Origin of the sequence: Gilliamella sp. (genome assembly GCF_024104075.1) — a bacterium.
Lineage (GTDB): Bacteria > Pseudomonadota > Gammaproteobacteria > Enterobacterales > Orbaceae > Gilliamella > Gilliamella bombi.
Window position 1 is genome coordinate 22532 of record NZ_JAGGHR010000009.1, and the last position, 15883, is coordinate 38414.

The 15883-nt window shown below is 35.7% G+C and carries 12 protein-coding genes and 1 CRISPR repeat array; of the genes, 4 read left to right on the forward strand and 8 right to left on the reverse strand.

Annotation, left to right across the window (positions count from 1 at the left end; translation table 11 throughout):
• Positions 1-8: 8 nt before the first annotated feature.
• On the reverse strand, positions 9-3467 hold the full coding sequence (gene mfd, locus J6569_RS04175; RefSeq protein WP_296317749.1) for a transcription-repair coupling factor: 3459 nt from the start codon (positions 3465-3467) through the stop codon (positions 9-11).
• A 158-nt stretch (positions 3468-3625) separates the two neighbouring features.
• Between mfd and lolC the strand changes: the two genes are divergently transcribed.
• The 3 genes from lolC to lolE are packed head-to-tail and all read left to right on the forward strand — an operon-like array spanning position 3626 to position 6776.
• A complete protein-coding gene (lolC, locus tag J6569_RS04180) occupies positions 3626-4828 on the forward strand; it encodes a lipoprotein-releasing ABC transporter permease subunit LolC (RefSeq protein ID WP_366940463.1) in 1203 nt (400 codons plus the stop codon).
• Positions 4821-5525 carry a lipoprotein-releasing ABC transporter ATP-binding protein LolD gene (gene lolD / locus J6569_RS04185; protein WP_296301139.1) on the forward strand — a complete coding sequence of 235 codons (705 nt, stop codon included), beginning with the start codon at positions 4821-4823 and terminating at the stop codon, positions 5523-5525. Before lolC ends, lolD begins: the two co-directional genes overlap by 8 nt.
• Positions 5526-5531: 6 nt before the next feature.
• A complete protein-coding gene (gene lolE, locus J6569_RS04190; RefSeq protein WP_366941241.1) occupies positions 5532-6776 on the forward strand; it encodes a lipoprotein-releasing ABC transporter permease subunit LolE in 1245 nt (414 codons plus the stop codon).
• A 54-nt stretch (positions 6777-6830) separates the two neighbouring features.
• Here lolE and J6569_RS04195 read toward each other — a convergent pair whose 3' ends face one another.
• Positions 6831-7562: a rhomboid family intramembrane serine protease gene (locus tag J6569_RS04195; RefSeq protein WP_065609006.1), complete on the reverse strand. Its 732-nt coding sequence runs from the start codon at positions 7560-7562 to the stop codon at positions 6831-6833.
• Positions 7563-7605: 43 nt separating this feature from the next.
• On the reverse strand, positions 7606-8100 hold the full coding sequence (locus tag J6569_RS04200) for a GNAT family N-acetyltransferase (RefSeq protein ID WP_085163926.1): 495 nt from the start codon (positions 8098-8100) through the stop codon (positions 7606-7608).
• A gap of 321 nt (positions 8101-8421) precedes the next feature.
• Positions 8422-8750: a CRISPR direct-repeat array (repeat unit 29 nt; unit sequence GTTTACCGCCGTGTAGGCGGTTTAGAAAA).
• Between the two features lie 615 nt (positions 8751-9365).
• Here J6569_RS04200 and J6569_RS04205 point away from each other — a divergent pair.
• On the forward strand, positions 9366-10745 hold the full coding sequence (locus tag J6569_RS04205; protein ID WP_296317757.1) for a hypothetical protein: 1380 nt from the start codon (positions 9366-9368) through the stop codon (positions 10743-10745).
• A 222-nt stretch (positions 10746-10967) separates the two neighbouring features.
• Here the strand turns inward: J6569_RS04205 and flhA are convergent, their stop codons facing one another.
• The 5 genes from flhA to flgA all read right to left on the reverse strand — a co-directional run bounded on the left by flhA (position 10968) and on the right by flgA (position 15839).
• Positions 10968-13055, reverse strand: a complete 2088-nt coding sequence (gene flhA, locus J6569_RS04210; RefSeq protein WP_296317759.1) for a flagellar biosynthesis protein FlhA — start codon at positions 13053-13055, stop codon at positions 10968-10970.
• Positions 13056-13072: 17 nt separating this feature from the next.
• Positions 13073-14203 carry a flagellar biosynthesis protein FlhB gene (flhB, locus tag J6569_RS04215; protein WP_296317761.1) on the reverse strand — a complete coding sequence of 377 codons (1131 nt, stop codon included), beginning with the start codon at positions 14201-14203 and terminating at the stop codon, positions 13073-13075.
• 141 nt (positions 14204-14344) lie between these two features.
• Entirely contained in the window at positions 14345-14779 is a 435-nt protein-coding gene (gene flgN, locus J6569_RS04220) for a flagellar export chaperone FlgN (RefSeq protein ID WP_034909433.1), read from the reverse strand.
• 28 nt (positions 14780-14807) lie between these two features.
• Entirely contained in the window at positions 14808-15101 is a 294-nt protein-coding gene (gene flgM / locus J6569_RS04225; protein ID WP_296302133.1) for a flagellar biosynthesis anti-sigma factor FlgM, read from the reverse strand.
• A 78-nt stretch (positions 15102-15179) separates the two neighbouring features.
• Positions 15180-15839, reverse strand: coding sequence for a flagellar basal body P-ring formation chaperone FlgA (gene flgA, locus J6569_RS04230; RefSeq protein ID WP_296317762.1), 660 nt, complete (start codon positions 15837-15839; stop codon positions 15180-15182).
• Between the last annotated feature and the right edge of the window lie 44 nt (positions 15840-15883).

A 15883-nucleotide genomic window follows, 5' to 3' on the forward strand; every position in this document is an offset into this window, starting at 1 on the left:
TATAGTTATCATTCTTGATGACTTGCAAAATCAGACAACAAATTTTTAATATATTCAATGCGATCGATTCGTTGCAATTCTGATTTTTGTAATTTTAATCGATTTGAACTTTCTAAGCGATAATTTTTTGGTTCTTTTTGAATTATTTCAATTAAGTAATCGACTGACACCTTATTATTATTACCGAATTCAATATAACCGCCTTTTTCACCAAATTCAATCTTAGTAATGCCTAATTGAGTTGCGTGATAACGGATTTTGGTAGTTTCTAGTAAAAAAAGCACTGCATCGGGCAATTTACCAAAACGATCACGCATTTCAACTTGAATATCGGTGAGTTCGATAAGATCGGTGATACTCGCAATACGTTTATATAGTGATAAACGTGTATTAACATCGGGAATAAAATCATCAGGAATAAGTGTTGGTAAGCGTAACTCAATTTCTGTTTGTTGATTATTGATTAATGATTCAAGTGTTGGCTCTTTGCCTTCTTTTAGTGATTTGACGGCCTCATCAAGTAGCTCAATATAAAGGTTAAAACCAATAGTTTCAATTTGCCCACTTTGATCACTACCCAATAGCTCGCCTGCACCCCGAATTTCAAGATCGTGTGTGGCTAGAGCAAAACCTGCACCTAAATCTTCAAGTGAGGCAATTGCTTCTAGGCGTTTTTTGGCATCTTTAGTGAGTAATTTAGGGTGTGGGGTTAATAGATAAGCGTAAGCCTGATGATAAGAACGTCCAACTCGTCCTCTGAGCTGATGTAACTGGGCTAAACCAAATTTATCGGCACGATCAATGATAATGGTATTGGCATTAGGAATGTCGATACCAGTTTCAACAATGGTTGTACAAACAAGTATGTTAAAACGTTGATGATGAAAGTCATTCATCACACGTTCTAAATCGCGTTCATGCATTTGCCCATGTCCAATGGTAATGCGTGCTTCGGGCACCAGCTCTGCCAGTTTTTCGCTTACTTTTTCGATATCAGAAATATCATTGTGTAAGTAATAAATCTGACCACCACGTAAAATTTCACGCAAAATGGCTTCTCTAATCACGAGATCATCATATTCTCTAACAAAGGTTTTCACTGCTAAACGGCGAGCTGGAGGAGTCGCAATAATAGAAAGATCCCGCATACCACTCATTGCCATGTTGAGGGTTCTTGGAATTGGCGTTGCGGTTAGTGTTAGAATATCAATGTTTGCTCGCATTGCTTTAATTCGTTCTTTTTGGCGGACGCCAAAACGATGTTCTTCATCAACAATCAACAAGCCTAAATCTTTCCATTTGATATCTTCTTGTAACAATTTATGTGTGCCAATTACAATATCAATTTTGCCTTCACCAAGAGCTTCTATAATACTTTTTTGTTGTTTGGCGGTTTTGAATCGAGACAGGCTTTCTATGCGAATTGGCCAGTTTGCAAAGCGATCACAAAAGCTTTCGTAATGTTGTTCTGCAAGTAAAGTTGTAGGAACTAAAACTGCTGTTTGTTTATGATTAATAACAGCTAAAAAAGCAGCTCGGATCGCTACTTCTGTTTTACCAAATCCAACATCACCACAGACTAATCTATCCATGGCATAAGGAGAGCACATATCGCCAATTACTGCCCCAATGGCATTTTGTTGATCATCAGTTTCTTGATAAGGAAACCCTTGGCAAAATAGTTCATACTGCTCTCGGTCTTGTTTAAATTCAAATCCGGGTTTACTTTCACGTTCAGCGTAAATATCTAATAATTCAGCTGCAACATCTCGTACTTTTTCGGCCGCTTTTTGCCGTGCTTTACTCCAAGCATCAGTACCTAATTTATTGAGTGGTGCGTTCTCTTCATCGCCACCAGAATAACGGCTAATTAGATTTAATGATGAAACAGGAACATAAAGCTTGGTATCATTGGCATATAATAGAATAAGATATTCAGCCGTAATCCCACCTGTTTCTAATGTGGTAAGTCCTGCATATCGACCAACGCCATGTTCTAAATGGACAACGGGTTTGCCGGGTGTTAGCTCAGCTAAACTACGAATAAGTGAATCAGTATTGATAGCTTGTTTATTTTCTTTTTTACGACGAACTACTCGTCGTCCTAATAGCTCATTTTCAGTAATAAAGGCAAAATTATCTTGCTGATTGATAAAGCCTTGTTCACTAGCTCCAACGATTAAATAAAATCGGCTATCACTGTTTTTTCGTTCATCAAGTAAATTGATGGTAGTGGGATGAATACGAATTCGTCCAAGAATTTCTTGTAAAGCCTCTTTGCGTCCTTCTGATTCAACCGAAAAGATGATTGTTCCTGCAAAATTTTCAACAAATTTTTGAAATTGCAAATAAGGATCTTTTTGTTGGATCTCAATAGCAATATTAGGTAATACTACATAAGGCAAATTAACGTTTTTATTTGATTCAGTCGTTATTGCATGCGATAAAACCATTCTTGGGTAGTTTTTGAAATTGGCAAAAATCTCGTCAGTTTTAGACCAAATAACATTTGGTGCAAGTAATGGTCGCATAGGATCGACTTTGCGACTTTCATAACGTTGGGTAATATCTTGCCAATATTTGTTAGCATATTGCTCAATATTAACTGTATTGATAATTAAGCTATTTGTTAAAAAATAAGAAAATAGAGGTGTTAATGGTTCGTTAAAAAACAGTGCTTGCCAATATTCAATACCGGTTGGCAAAATATTTTTACTAACTTGTTGATAGATGCTTTCTGAGTCTAATCTAACCTCAAATTGTTCTCGCCATTGACTACGAAACAACTCAATAGCTGTTTTATCGAAAGGAAACTCATGGGCTGGTAGCAATTGTATTTCAGCAATTTCACCAAAGGTACGTTGAGTTTCGACATCAAAAGTACGGATACTGTCGATTTCATCATCAAAAAAATCGATGCGATAAGGCTTATCACTGCCCATGGGGTAGATATCAAAAAGTGCTCCACGAGTAGCATATTCGCCATGCTCCATAACTTGGCTGACTGAACGATAGCCAGCATTTTCAAGTTGAAGGCGTAAATGTTCTCGGCTAATTTGTAAGCCTTTTTTCATCATAAAAACATGTCCACCCAAATAACTTTGTGGGCAGACTTTTTGCATTAAGGTATTAATGGGTAAAATTAACGCCCCTTTGGTTAAATGTCCAAGATGATAAAGGCAAGATAAGCGTTCTGATACGATATCTTGATGAGGAGAAAAGCTGTCATAAGGCAATGTTTCCCAATCTGGAAAGATAATAGAAGGGAAGGATGTAAACTGCTTTAGTTCTTCATGAATGCGCGAAGTTTGTTGCATATCATCAGTGACAATCACAACTATACCTTCATGTGCATCTATAGCTTGAGCGCAAAATTGTGATAAGGAAGAGCCAACTAGCTGCCCAATTTGCTTTACTTCACCTGATTTTTGAGGAATTAAGTTTGAAATATTAACTGTTTTAGACATGATGAGTTCGTTGATGTCGCTGAAAATTTATTGTCAGATTATAACGTAAGTATGAGGTTGTTTTCTATAACTGTTTAATCCTGTATGATAAGCACCTTGCATTTAACTAGCAAAACTTTGTAAAAAAGTTTCAGGTAATATATACGTTTATGTCAAAAATATTTCGTCCATTAGTATTTTTTATTGGTTTGCGCTATGTATACGGGCAAAAAACGGATGGGTTTGGTCGCTTTGTATCATGGTTGTCGATGATTGGGATTATGTTAGGTTCAATTGGTCTAATTGTGGTCTTATCAGTCATGAACGGGCTTGAAGATCAGATGCAAAGTAGTATTTTAAAGTTTTTACCTCAAGCCCAGATCACAACACCACAAGGTAGGATAGATCCTAAGGTCATTACTCGTGAGCAATTTAATCAGATTCAAGGTGTTAATCGTATTAGTTCTTTGGTGTCGAGTGATGTGGTTTTGCAAAGTGAGCAAAGTATCACTGTAAGCACACTAATGGGCATTAACCCAGAAGATGATGATCCTATTAATGATTATATCTATAGTGGATCGCTCTTAGATCTTCAAGCAGGGCAGTACAATGTTATCATAGGGCAAACGTTAGCTAATCAATTAGGTGTAACCGTTGGCGATAAAATACGTTTAATGGTAACAGATGCAAGTCAAATTACCCCAGTTGGACGTATACCTTCCCAGCGTTTATTTAATATTGTAGGACTGTTTACGGTTAACCACGATATCAATCAAACGCTTATTTATGTCAATCAATCTGACGCTAGAAACTTATTACGTTATCCTCCTAATATGATTAGCAGTTGGCGTCTATTTTTAGATAAACCACTGGATATTGCCTCGATAACCAATACCCCATTACCTGAAGGATTAGTCTTTAAAGATTGGCGAGCTAAACGCGGTGAATTATTTCAAGCCATTAAAATGGAAAAAAATGTCATGGGATTACTTATTAGCCTGATTGTGATTGTTGCGGCTTTTAACATTATTACTTCATTAAGCTTGCTGGTGATGGAAAAGCAAGGCGAAGTCGCTATTTTAAAAACACAAGGTCTGTCTCGCTTTAAAATTATGTTAATTTTTATTATTCAAGGTGCAAGTTCAGGAATAATTGGCACGTTATTAGGTAGCGCCTTAGGACTGCTACTTGCTATTAACTTAAACGAAATCATGCAATTGTTAGGTTTATCTTTAGCTGGTATCTTGCTACCTTCATTGGTTGAACCATCGCAAATTATTTTAATTATTATTGGATTGCTTATGTTATCGCTAATTTCAACACTTTATCCTGCATATCGTGCAGCCAATATTCAACCTGCCGAGGCTTTACGTTATGAATAATTCACAAATATTACTAAGTGCCAAAAATCTTTATAAAACTTATAACGAAGGCAAAATGGTGACCGAGGTTTTAAAAAATGTCTCGTTTGATATTCATTCACAATCATTACTCGCCATTATAGGTAGTTCAGGATCAGGTAAAAGCACTTTATTGCATTTGCTTGGTGGCTTAGATAATCCCACATCTGGCGAAATTATTTTTAAATCACATCAGTTAAATCAATTATCTGAACAAGAAAAGGCACGTCTACGTAATCAAGAAATTGGCTTTGTTTACCAATTTCACCACCTATTGCCTGACTTTACCGCGCTTGAAAATGTAGCCATGCCACTATTAATTGGCGGCGTTTTACCCAACGAAGCTAAAAAACGGGCTATGGCAATGCTAGAGTCGGTTAATTTAGTCAAACGAGCAAATCATCGCCCTTCCGAGCTTTCTGGTGGAGAACGCCAACGAGTGGCAATAGGGCGTGCATTAATTAATAACCCCGCTTTAGTAATGGCTGATGAGCCAACGGGTAACCTTGATAAATCAACAGCCGATTCTATTTTTGAGCTACTGATTAAATTAAATCGTGAACACGGAACCGCGTTTTTGGTTGTTACACATGATCTTGAGCTTGCCAATAAACTTGATAAACAAATGGTGATGAGAGATGGTCAACTTTCTGATAGCGCATCATCAGATAACAATTAATGGATAATTAATATGAATTTATCTTTAATTACCGCCATAAAATTTCGAAAAGGGCGTCGTAAAAGTGGTATGGTGTCGTTAATTTCGATTATCTCAACACTCAGCATTGCTATTGGTATTGCGGCATTAATTATTGGTTTAAGTGCCATGAATGGCTTTGAACGTGAATTACACAATCGAGTGTTATCGGTAGTGCCACATGGACAATTCTATCCCAAATACGGCAATTTAGATAATTGGCAACACGTTCAACAAGAACTTAAAAACAATAATAATATTGTATCAGCCTTGCCATTTGTTAATTTTACTGGATTGATTGAAAACGGTAGTAAGCTTGGTGCAGTACAAGTACAAGGTCTTGACCCTGAACAAGAAATGCAATTTAGTTCACTACCGAATTATGTACTGAATAAAAAATGGCAAGATTTTAAGCCCGATAGTCAACAAATTATTATTGGTGCTGGGCTTGCTAAAAATTTATCAGTGAGTGAAGGGGGATGGGTTTCTTTATTAATTCCTGTTTCGAGTAGTCCAAATCAACTCAAACCACCTAAAAGAGTCCGTTTGCAAGTAGTAGGGATTTTAGAATTAAGTGGCAGCTTGAGTAATAATATGGCAATAATTCCATTAACAGATGCACAGAAATTACTAAATATGGGCGATAGCGTTACAGGTATTATGGTAAATGTAAAAGACGTTTATCAATCCAATAACCTTATTGGTCAAGCAGCATTAAGGCTTGACGAAGATCTGTTATTTAATAGCTGGGAACAGACGTTTGGCTTTATGTATCGTGATATTCAAATGATTAGGCAAATCATGTATCTGGCCATGATTGTGGTCATTGGCGTGGCTTGTTTTAATATTGTATCCACTTTAGTCATTGCCGTAAAAGATAAACAGCGTGATATTGCCATATTAAAGACCCTAGGCGCAACTAATCGTTTAATCAAACATATTTTTATATGGTATGGGGTGATTTCAGGGTTAATTGGCAGTCTAATTGGAGTTATTTTAGGCGTAATATTGTCATGGCAACTTTCTAACATCATGGGCTTTATTGAGTCATTAATGGGGCATAAAATCTTAAATAGCAATATCTATTTTATCGATTTTTTACCATCCGAAATTCATCTATTTGATGTGGTGATAGTGTTTATAACCGCCATGTTACTTAGCTTAATTGCTAGCTATTATCCAGCTAAACGTGCTTGTAAGATTGAGCCTGCACGGATTTTAAATAGCTTTTAAATAGCTTTTGTATAAATAAGGCGCTGTTTAATGATAATCAGCGCCTTTTTATTATTAATAATAGACATAATAACCATTAGGTAAAGCATAGTGCATATATTGCACATAGATCCCCAATGCAGTCACAATAAATACAAGACCAATAATAAGCAGAGTTAACTTACTTGGGTATTTGAACATTTTAATACATAACGAAACAACCCCACCAAGTACAAAACCAGCACAAGCACCACCAATATGCGCCATATTATCGATAGATGGCAATAACCCTAACCCAGCAGTTAATACTAAACTCACCAGCATTGCTTTGACTGGCATTTCTTGTATATTGGTTTTAAACACCAAACAATAAGCCAACAATGCGGTAATAATACCCAAAATAGCACCCGAGGCACCACAGCTAATCACATTTTGATTGATGGTGGCAATATCGCTTGATAAGCTTCCTACTAGCCCTGAAAAAAAGTAAATGCCAACAAAAGCAAGGCAAGGAATGCGCTGTTCTAAAATAGGACCAATGCTCCATAATGCCAGCATATTCATAGCTAAATGAGTAAAACTGACATGCATAAATAAATTAGTAAACATGCGCCAATATTGGCCAGAAAAAGTTAACTCCGCAACATCGGCTCCCCAATCAATCAAAAAATGATTTTCATATAATGGCGAAAACCCACGGCTATCAACTAGCCGAAATGCAAAAAAACACAGAATATTGATTACTACTAGCGTTGTGGTGATTTTAGATTGACTAGCGTAATATTTAATATCATTAAAGGTGCTCATTAAAAATCCTTTTGAATAGGTAAATTTTATCGATAGAGGTCAGTTAATCTAACCGTTTACCTAATATCACTAAATCACGCTGAACATTATCTAATTCAGCAATTTTTGGAAGAAGTCCCCATTGTTGATACTGCATTTTTTTAAATAAATTAACACTAGGTAAGTTATGTCGAAACACATAGCTAAAAATTGCCTCAATTCCAGCCTGTTTAGCAAATTGTTCAATTTTATCCACCATAAATTGACCAATTTTTTTGCCACGAAAATCTTGATGAAGATATAAGCTAATCTCAACGGTTTTATAAAAAGCGGGGCGACCATAAAACGAAGATAAACTAATCCAACCACAAGGTTTATCTTGATATTTAATTAACCAAAGTGGACGATTGTTAGGGTTATGCTGGTAAAACCATTCCAATCGACTTTCAACAGAAACAGGTACTGTATCGGCAGTAACTTGTCGACCAGCAATTGTTGAATTATAAACATCAACAATAAATGGTAAATCTTCTAATGTAGCATCGTGGTAAGTAATCATGTTTTTTGCTTTAAGTGGTTTAAAGTGAAATTATTGTAATTTTATTATTGTTTATTGGCAATAAAGCATATTTTTTATAGTGAGAAAAATAATCTAGGTAGTAATATTTCACATTTAAAATAAAATCAATTCACTAGATGGATTTTTTGAAAATACAATTTAAAAATTGCCTCAAAATATAAAATTTAGCTAACCCTTTTTTTTTAAATAAATTAAAATCAATAAAAACAAAAGGTTAATAATATCTTGTAAAAAAGGGTTTTTGACAGAAAAAATCCTGTTTGCCTTTTGCTAAATGGAATTATAGTATATTGGCTTCTAGTTTACCGCCGTGTAGGCGGTTTAGAAAAATCGAAACCACCCAACGCATTTCTATGCAAGGTTTACCGCCGTGTAGGCGGTTTAGAAAAGACGTCGCCACGTTTTTTAATTGACATTTTTGTTTACCGCCGTGTAGGCGGTTTAGAAAAGTGCGAGTGTTTTAATTTTTTATTCGACCATGTTTACCGCCGTGTAGGTGGTTTAGAAAAACGTCCCTCAGTTATGTCAATCGGTTTACCTGTTTACCGCCGTGTAGGTGGTTTAGAAATTTGCCAATTCTCTTAATCGTTGTCGTTGATAGTTTACCGCCGTGTAGGTGGTTTAGAAAAATAACACATTTAGAATTACTAACTAAGCCAGCCTTAACGCTGAGTAATCGGTTTTAACATAACCACAAGAATAAAAAACAACCGAATCAATTAGAGAAAAGGTAAGAAAAGGGCGTTTTGAGGGGTAAAACTAGCAAAAAACTTTGTTTTTTGCTGAAGTTTAAGCCAAGAGCCTCATTCCCGAATTGTAATGAGGAAGTGTTTGAGCAAGATCACTACGGCAAACAAGAAAACCCAATGTGGTAGTTTAGACCTTTACAAAAATTTACAAAAGTTTAGAAAAGTTTACAAAAAAGCTTACAAAAAAGTTGCGGTAATTTTTTGGTGATTTTATACTTTTTAATAATGTACTGAGTTAGTTTTTGTACAGGGAGATCAAAACAAGATCAAAAAAACAGAAAGTGAAATAAAACAGTAAAATAGACTGACAAGGAATTCCAGATGCCTTATAATTTTTCACAGTCCACCTGGACAAACTATAACTTAAACATAGCCAATAGCGAGTGCGGTTATTCGTTTCTTGGTCAATTCTTATTTTTCCGCCGAGCTTTAGGAGCGAAAATTTTCGCCGGATCATCTTGGCGATCAAATTTGCCCTGTCGTCGGATCGTGCCGGTGTTATCATCAGCGTTATTGTTGTTCTCTGTTTTCAGCAGCGAAGCTTTAACGGCTCGAACAACTAGTGTTATCAACGGTAGTGCGCCGTATTTGACTTTTGATGGAGGTCGAACTCGGGCGACTAATGTTGACGAGTTGTTGTCAATAACGTTGCCTAGTGGTATTCGTGTTACACCAAGTTCTAACACATCTAGCGCAGCAAATCCCATTCAGTTGCAAGATGCTAATATAAATTTCACTCACATAGGCATGTTTGTGCCAACAAATACAAGTTCAGTCACATTAAGTACACTTATTGGTCCGCTATATAATTATTGGAGGGATGATGATGGAGATGGACAAGGTAGTGGCGGTATTAGCGCTACAGGGAGTTTAACATTATCTATTGTTAATAAAGCGGGTAATGCCGTCGACCGACAAGACACGTTAACGATTTGTAATGCACCATATAAAGTCACATTGTCCAGTTCAGAGGGAACATTAAGTACGCGTTACGGTGTTCCTAGTAGTCTTAGTTTTAGTGCTAGTAGTGCAACTTATTATATCACCCCTAAGGCAACGCCGGTGGTTTGTTTTGTGAGGCCTAATCTATCATTTGGTAATTCTGGGTCTGGGTACGATGGCCCATCAAACATCTGGAATTCAGCTAAGGGTTTCCTTACCCAGTCTACAGTCCCATCAGGTTATCATAGAAACTTTCCTACTACAGGCGCTAATAACTTATACTTTGACTTAGATATAGATGGTGTAAATGCAAATCAGTTAACTTGGTCTCCCGTCACTCATAGTGATATTACTGCTACCATGAAACCAAATTCTAGTACAAGCGTGCGCGTCACATTAACGGGTCCTGCCGCCACTTCATCGCAGTGGAATTCTTCTTCTCCAGGTAATATACCTAATCCCGCTTTGCCAGTGACTTTTGAGTTAGTTGGTCGAGATAGTAGTGGTAATGCAGTTATCAAGTATGGATTCAGGTTAAAGCAGTGGTTCGTCAACCGGGGTACTGGTGTGTACACCAATCCTGATTCACAATCTTGGTGTAATAGTATAGGCTACCAGATGCCAAGGATCAGGGATTTAACTAACGGGGTTAGTTCAGGTATTAGTCCTCCACCTGTAGGCGCCAGCCCATTTTCACCAGGTAATCATTACATGCGTCATATTGATGCAGGTCTTTCTTCCGAGTGGGGCCACTTGTTCATTTACGTCATTGGTGGTATTGGTGATGGTGCTGGCTTTCTTCACACCTACTATTGGACGAGCGATGTGGCGGGGCACGAGCAGTTCACTGTGAACTTGAAGGATGGCAGCATCGGTAGCCGCCCCCCGAAAACCGAAGCAGGTGTTGCTTGCGTCTCAAACCTTAAACCTTAGTTCTTATTTCTTAGTCATTAGGTCGCCGAGGCCAATATTTAGAAACACCTATTTTGATACTTTAACTATCATAAAATTGTTTACCGCCGTGTAGGCGGTTTAGAAATATGACGTAAAAACAATAAAAGGGATCGCAGACTTCAATGCCGTGTAGGTAATTTAGAAATGAGTGTTTCTAGTTTTTATTAACTGAAACACTTCATTATTAGTATTATAAAGTAACTATTCTGTGCCAATTTGCGTGCTCATTTTTATCTCTCGATTATCGGTGATTTCTAAATTCGATAGCACCACTAATTGAGGAAAGTTTGGTCTTAGAAATTGTGAAAGCATAGGTCTTAATGAATGGTTCACTAATAACACTGGTGGTGCACCGATAGCTTCTTGTTGATGAATGGCTTGTTTAATTTGCTCGACAATGTGTTCGGCTAGCCCTGGTTCAACATTGCTGGTATTTTGGAGTGCTTGTAATAACAAACGTTCTAAATTGATATTTAATCCTATTACATTGATTGGCTCAGATCCAGGAAACCATTGTTGTGTGATGACTCTTCCTAAAGCAATTCTTACCATACTTAGTAGCTGATAAGCATCATTTTGGGTTGGTGCGTACTCACAGATGGTTTCAATAATGGTACGCATATCACGGATTGACACTTTTTCAGCGATCAAGTTTTGCAATATTTTATGAAATGTGGTTAGTGTAACAACACCAGGAATAAAGTCCTCCACTAATTTCGGCATATCTTGTTTTATTCTGTCGAGCAGTTCTTGAGTTTCTAAACGTCCTAATAAGTCGCTAGCAAATTGCTGTAATAAATGATTAAAATGAGTAGCAATCATGGTACTTGTATCAACAACGGTATACCCCAATATTTGTGCATTTTCTTTATTACTTTCATCTATCCATATCGCTGGTAATCCAAAGGCAGGTTCGGTTGTTGGAATGCCCTCAATGGTTTCAGTTACATTACCGGGATTGATCGCTAACCATTTATTATTAACAATTTCACCTTTGCCAATTTCACCACCTTTTATAAATATCTTATATTGATAAGGTGCTAATGAAAGATTGTCTCTTATATGAACTTGAGGTGGTAAAAAACCCAGTGTTTGAGCAAATTTTTTGCGTAAACTACGAATTCGCCCTAACAACTCACCATTTTGAGTTTGATCTACCATGGGAATTAGTCCATAACCAACTTCCATTGCCAATATATCTTCAATATTAACATCTGACCATGTTGCTTCTATATTAGCTGGCGTGGTTGCTTGTACATTAGCTTGTTTGGGTGCTACTTTTTGTTCAGTCTTTTTCTGTTTAGTTAGCCACCAAGATATGATTAATAAAATAACAGTAAAGAGTAGAAAAACTAAATTTGGCATACCCGGAATTAGTCCAAGTAAACCAATGACGACAGCTGTTAAAATCAATACTTGTGGATTATTAAAAAGCTGTGTAATCATTTGATCACTGATGTTATCTTGTGATGTGACTCGAGTAACAATAACGCCAGCTGCGGTTGAAATAATGAGTGATGGTATTTGTGCTACCAAACCATCACCAATAGTTAGTAAAACGTAGGTTTCGCTAGCATCAGAAAAAGCCATACCGTGTTGAACAACTCCAACTAATAACCCCCCAATAATGGTTATACCCATTATTAATAATCCCGCAATCGCATCACCACGTACAAATTTACTGGCACCATCCATTGACCCATAAAAATCGGCTTCTTGAGAAACTTCGGCTCGGCGGGCTTTAGCTTCATCTTCACCAATTAAACCCGCATTCAGATCAGCATCAATAGCCATTTGTTTTCCGGGCATGCCATCTAACGCAAAGCGTGCGCCCACTTCAGCTATTCTACCTGCTCCTTTGGTGATGACCATAAAGTTGATAATGACTAAAATAATAAATACCACAATACCAATAGCAAAATTACCACCAACCAAAAAGTGTCCAAAAGCCTCAATAACCCGCCCAGCAGCAGCACTACCAGTGTGACCTTTTAATAAAACGACCCGCGTAGAAGCAACGTTTAACGATAATCTTAATAAAGTTGCAAATAATAAAACGGTCGGGAATGCTGCAAAATCAAGCACTCTTTTAGTAAACAATGCTACTATCAAGATGATAATTGATAATGTAATATTAAAAGTAAAAAACAGATCCAAAATAAATGCAGGTAGTGGTAATACCATCATCGAAAGAATCAATAAAATTAGCAATGGTCCAGCTAAGACTTGATAATGCCCATTTTTTAATGTATTGGTTGATAATAAATTAAGTAGTTTAGATTTAATCATAAGACTAGTTATTACCTTTATTTATTTACGGATAATGACTCAGGTATGGGTAAATTATTTGGCGCTATTGGTTTATCGCCACCATATTTATACCAATGTTTCAATTGATAAACCCACGCTAGAATTTGGGCAACCGCGGTATATAATTCGGTTGGTATTGTTTCGCCTATTTCACCATGACGGTATAAAGCACGGGCAAGTGGTGGTGCTTCTAACTGGGGGATATTATGTTCATTAGCAATTTCTTTGATGCGTAATGCAATTTTATTTGTTCCTTTTGCTAATAATTTTGGAGCAATCATTGTTTTTTCATCATATTGCAGAGCGACGGCATAATGCGTTGGGTTGGTAATAATCACATTGGCTTTAGGTACATCTTTCATCATACGGCGTCTAGCAATAGTCTGTTGCATTTGACGAATGCGCCCTTTGATTTGTGGGTTTCCCTCTTGTTCTTTAAATTCATCTTTAATTTCTTGTTTTGTCATTTTCAGTTTCTTTAAATTACTCCATATTTGATAGAAAATATCAAAACCAACCATGGGTATTAAAGATATAACACTAAAAATTCCACAAAGAATCACTAGCTGTATTGCTTTAGTTAATGCGCTATTTAAATGCATATTGGGTAACGAAAGCATGTGGGGAAAATGGTGCATTACAAACAATGTTGAAGCTATAGAAATAAAAATAACTTTAAGTATGCTTTTTAGTAATTCAGAAAAAACTCTAATACTAAATATTCTACCAAATCCAGATATCGGATTTAGTTTTTGAAAATTAGGCTTAATTGATTGCAGGCTAAATAGTAAACCGCCAACACAAAGTGGTGCAAATATAGCAACGATAACTAGACTAAAAAAAATGGGTACAATTGCCCAAAAACCATCGGTTAATAAGTTAACTAAATTGAAGACGATTAACTTATCATCCTCTATTTTATACGAAAACTTCATTGCTGTTTTAATGATCGTAGTTAACTGGTTAACTAAGTGTGATCCCATTAATCCAAATAAAATAATACCTATTAACAAAATTAATAACGAAGTTAATTCACGAGAACGAGGGATCTGCCCTTTTTCTCTAGCTTTTTTTATTTTGCTATCGGTGGGGTGTTCGCTTTTATCTAGATCACTATCGTCAGCCATGATGAAGTTAAATAAAACGCTATAGTTTAATAAAGATTTACAATACTAACAGTATGAACTAATTACTACTGGGTTGTTGGCTTAATAAGAGGGCATTTTAGGGGGTATTTATGGCGTTTACCGTCAATAAATATTAATTATTTAAACTTTGGCTCGTTTTGACGAAATAATTTCAGTTTGTTGATAGCCACTATTAGTATAAACAGCAGGACTTTTAATACTTTTAAGATAGTTGATTGATTGCTGGGTTAGATTCATGCGGTTTTGAATAATTAGCCCATTATCACGATTTATATCTGCTAATAATTTTGTTGTATCAGTAATTGATAGCCAAAGAGCTTCGATTGTAGGATTTTCTTTATAGGGTGGTTGAATATTAAATTGTTCACTTAGTTTTATGCGTTCTTCATCCAGTAGCTTTAGTTGAATTAGTAATTGGCTTTTTTTGTTAATAGTTTCACTTAACTGGTTTGTTGAACTATTTTCAATTAATATTTTTTGCTCTGATTGTAGAATTTCTGAAATTGTTTGTAACATCTCAGCTATTTTATTTAGGATGTCATTAAGTGCTAACATTTTTTATCCTTATAATTCTGTCTTATTTTTAAAAATCTTCTAGTAATTGTTTAATTAATTTATCTGCAATTTTATGTGTATCAATAACCAATGTTCCGTTGGATATGGACTGTTTTATTTTTTCAATTTTTTCTACATCGATATCTTTGTTGGTTGAATGTAAAAGGTGTATTGAATTTTGATTTATACTCACGTTAGTACTTACATTAGTATTGTTTTTAGTTTGTACAGATGCATTGTGAGTATTTTGTTGTTCGTTAATTACATCGCGGCTTACTAGCCCTGTTATGGCTGTAACGGATTTAGTTGCATCTATAGTCATAAAATACCTTTAATCAAATTTAAGATTTAAGTGATTTGTATAATTTTATTATCGGCAATAATAAAAAAATCATTAATATTATTTATTGAAAATTATTACACCTTGGTGAGTTAACGTGCCTTCAACAATTTTATCAGAATTTAGTTTAACTTTTATTTTATCGTTTAATATAGCATTGTTAAGTGTTTTGCCATTAGTTGTTATCTCATAACCTTCTCCATTTATTATTACTTTAATTATTTGTCCTGCTTTCACCTGCCAATTTTTTTGAAGCATTATTGTTTTTATTGGTTCACCCAAATTAATATTTCGTAAAGCTATATGATTAATTGCGTCAACTCTATCCAAAATAACAGTCGAAGGTAGTTTATCCAACCAACCTGATTGTATCTGTATATAATCTTCGTTGATTACCGTCCCTGCACTTATTGCTTGTTTAGCTACAATATAGTTCCCTTTGACAGCAACATTAATCTGGATAAAATTTTTTTTATTATTGCATTGGGCACTGATAGTCATGTTGCCCCACTGTTTTTTTTTATTTAATAAAGAGAGTGTTGGAGTCTTACAATTTAATTGCGGTTTAGCAGTAAGATAAGTAATTAAAATGTCGTCCGCTTTATGACCAAATTGCTGTGATATTAAATTGTTAATCTGTTTATCAAGCGAATTTGCTAAAACAGTATTCCAACTAAATAGTATAAAAATAGCGAGTATCAATTTTGCGATTTTAATCATGCTTATTTATTCTAAATTATTCATAAGCTGATTTTACTTTATGA

Coding starts and splice junctions, on each gene's coding strand:
- mfd (WP_296317749.1), bottom strand. CDS start 3,467: ATGTCTAAAACAGTTAATATTTCAAACTTAATTCCTCAAAAATCAGGT.
- lolD (WP_296301139.1), top strand. CDS start 4,821: ATGAATAATTCACAAATATTACTAAGTGCCAAAAATCTTTATAAAACT.
- J6569_RS04195 (WP_065609006.1), bottom strand. CDS start 7,562: ATGAGCACCTTTAATGATATTAAATATTACGCTAGTCAATCTAAAATC.
- J6569_RS04200 (WP_085163926.1), bottom strand. CDS start 8,100: ATGATTACTTACCACGATGCTACATTAGAAGATTTACCATTTATTGTT.
- flhA (WP_296317759.1), bottom strand. CDS start 13,055: ATGATTAAATCTAAACTACTTAATTTATTATCAACCAATACATTAAAA.
- flhB (WP_296317761.1), bottom strand. CDS start 14,203: ATGGCTGACGATAGTGATCTAGATAAAAGCGAACACCCCACCGATAGC.
- flgN (WP_034909433.1), bottom strand. CDS start 14,779: ATGTTAGCACTTAATGACATCCTAAATAAAATAGCTGAGATGTTACAA.
- flgM (WP_296302133.1), bottom strand. CDS start 15,101: ATGACTATAGATGCAACTAAATCCGTTACAGCCATAACAGGGCTAGTA.
- flgA (WP_296317762.1), bottom strand. CDS start 15,839: ATGATTAAAATCGCAAAATTGATACTCGCTATTTTTATACTATTTAGT.